At 64.6% G+C, this 1,064-nt stretch carries 1 protein-coding gene; it reads right to left on the bottom strand.

The features are described from left to right. Positions 1-357: 357 nt before the first annotated feature. Positions 358-1,064, bottom strand: a 707-nt coding sequence (locus XAXN_RS19120) for a phosphate acyltransferase (protein WP_280631827.1), incomplete at its 5' end; no start/stop codon positions are given.

Below are 1,064 nucleotides of genomic sequence, written 5' to 3'. Positions count from 1 at the left end.
TTTGTTAGCCACTCTAAGTGCATCCGCTGGGCGCTTTGCTGTCTTGCTGGCCGCTGCAGACGCGCCCATTCCTCATCGCCACGCCCGGTGTCTATCGCGAATATCGCCTGCGCTTGCAGACGCCGACGCGCACGCAGTTAGCCGAGATCGAGCTACTGGGTCCCAGGCCCGAGAAACCCTGAGCGCGGCGAACGCTCGCTGCCGACATGTCCCGCTGGGCAATGCCGCCCAGCGGACGGGCGATCGACGGAAGACAACAGGCTCAAATGGCCGAACACCTGGCGCCGATGAATCCGCTGCCCTCCCGCTGAGCGAGAGGGCACAGCATCCGACGGCGCTACCTTGCCGCCACGCCCCTCAGTCGTTGCTCTTGTCTGCCCCGCCCTTCTCGGCTTCCAGCAGCCTGCGGATCTGCGCATCCACCGCGGCAATCGCGGTCATGTTCATCACCCGGCGCGAAGTGGCGCTGGTGGTGAGAATGTGCACCGGCTTGGAGATACCCATCAGGATCGGGCCGATCGCCACGCCGTCGGTGAACACGCGAACCAGGTTGTAGGCGATATTGGCCGCTTCCAGGTTCGGCAACACGAACAGGTTGGCGCGGCCCTTGAGCGTGCTGTTTGGCATGATCTGCTTGCGAAGCGCTTCGTCCCAGGCGGTGTCGCCCTGCATCTCGCCGTCGATGTTGAGCTCGGGTTTGCGCTTGAGCAGTGCTTCGCGCACCTGGCGCATCTTCAGCGCGTCGCGCGAGTCGTGGCTGCCGAAGTTGGAATGCGACAGCAGCGCGATATTGGGCTCGATGCCGAACAGCTTGAGGCGATACGCCGCCTGCAACGTGGCTTCGACGACCTGCTCGATGGTGGGGTCTTCCTGCACGTGCGTATCCAGGAAGAAGAACACGCCGAGCTGATTGATCACGCCGGTCATCGCCGAGGTGGAGCTCACGCGCGGCTCCAGAGGGATCACGCTGCGCGCATAACCGAGCTTCTTGTGGAAGCGCCCCACCACGCCGGACAGCATCGCGTCGGCTTCGCCGCGCGCCACCATCACCGCCGCGATCAGGG

The sequence above is a fragment of the Xanthomonas axonopodis genome (genome assembly GCF_001304695.1).
In the GTDB taxonomy this organism is placed as follows: domain Bacteria; phylum Pseudomonadota; class Gammaproteobacteria; order Xanthomonadales; family Xanthomonadaceae; genus Xanthomonas; species Xanthomonas axonopodis.
This window is presented reverse-complemented; position numbering and strand designations above follow the sequence as displayed.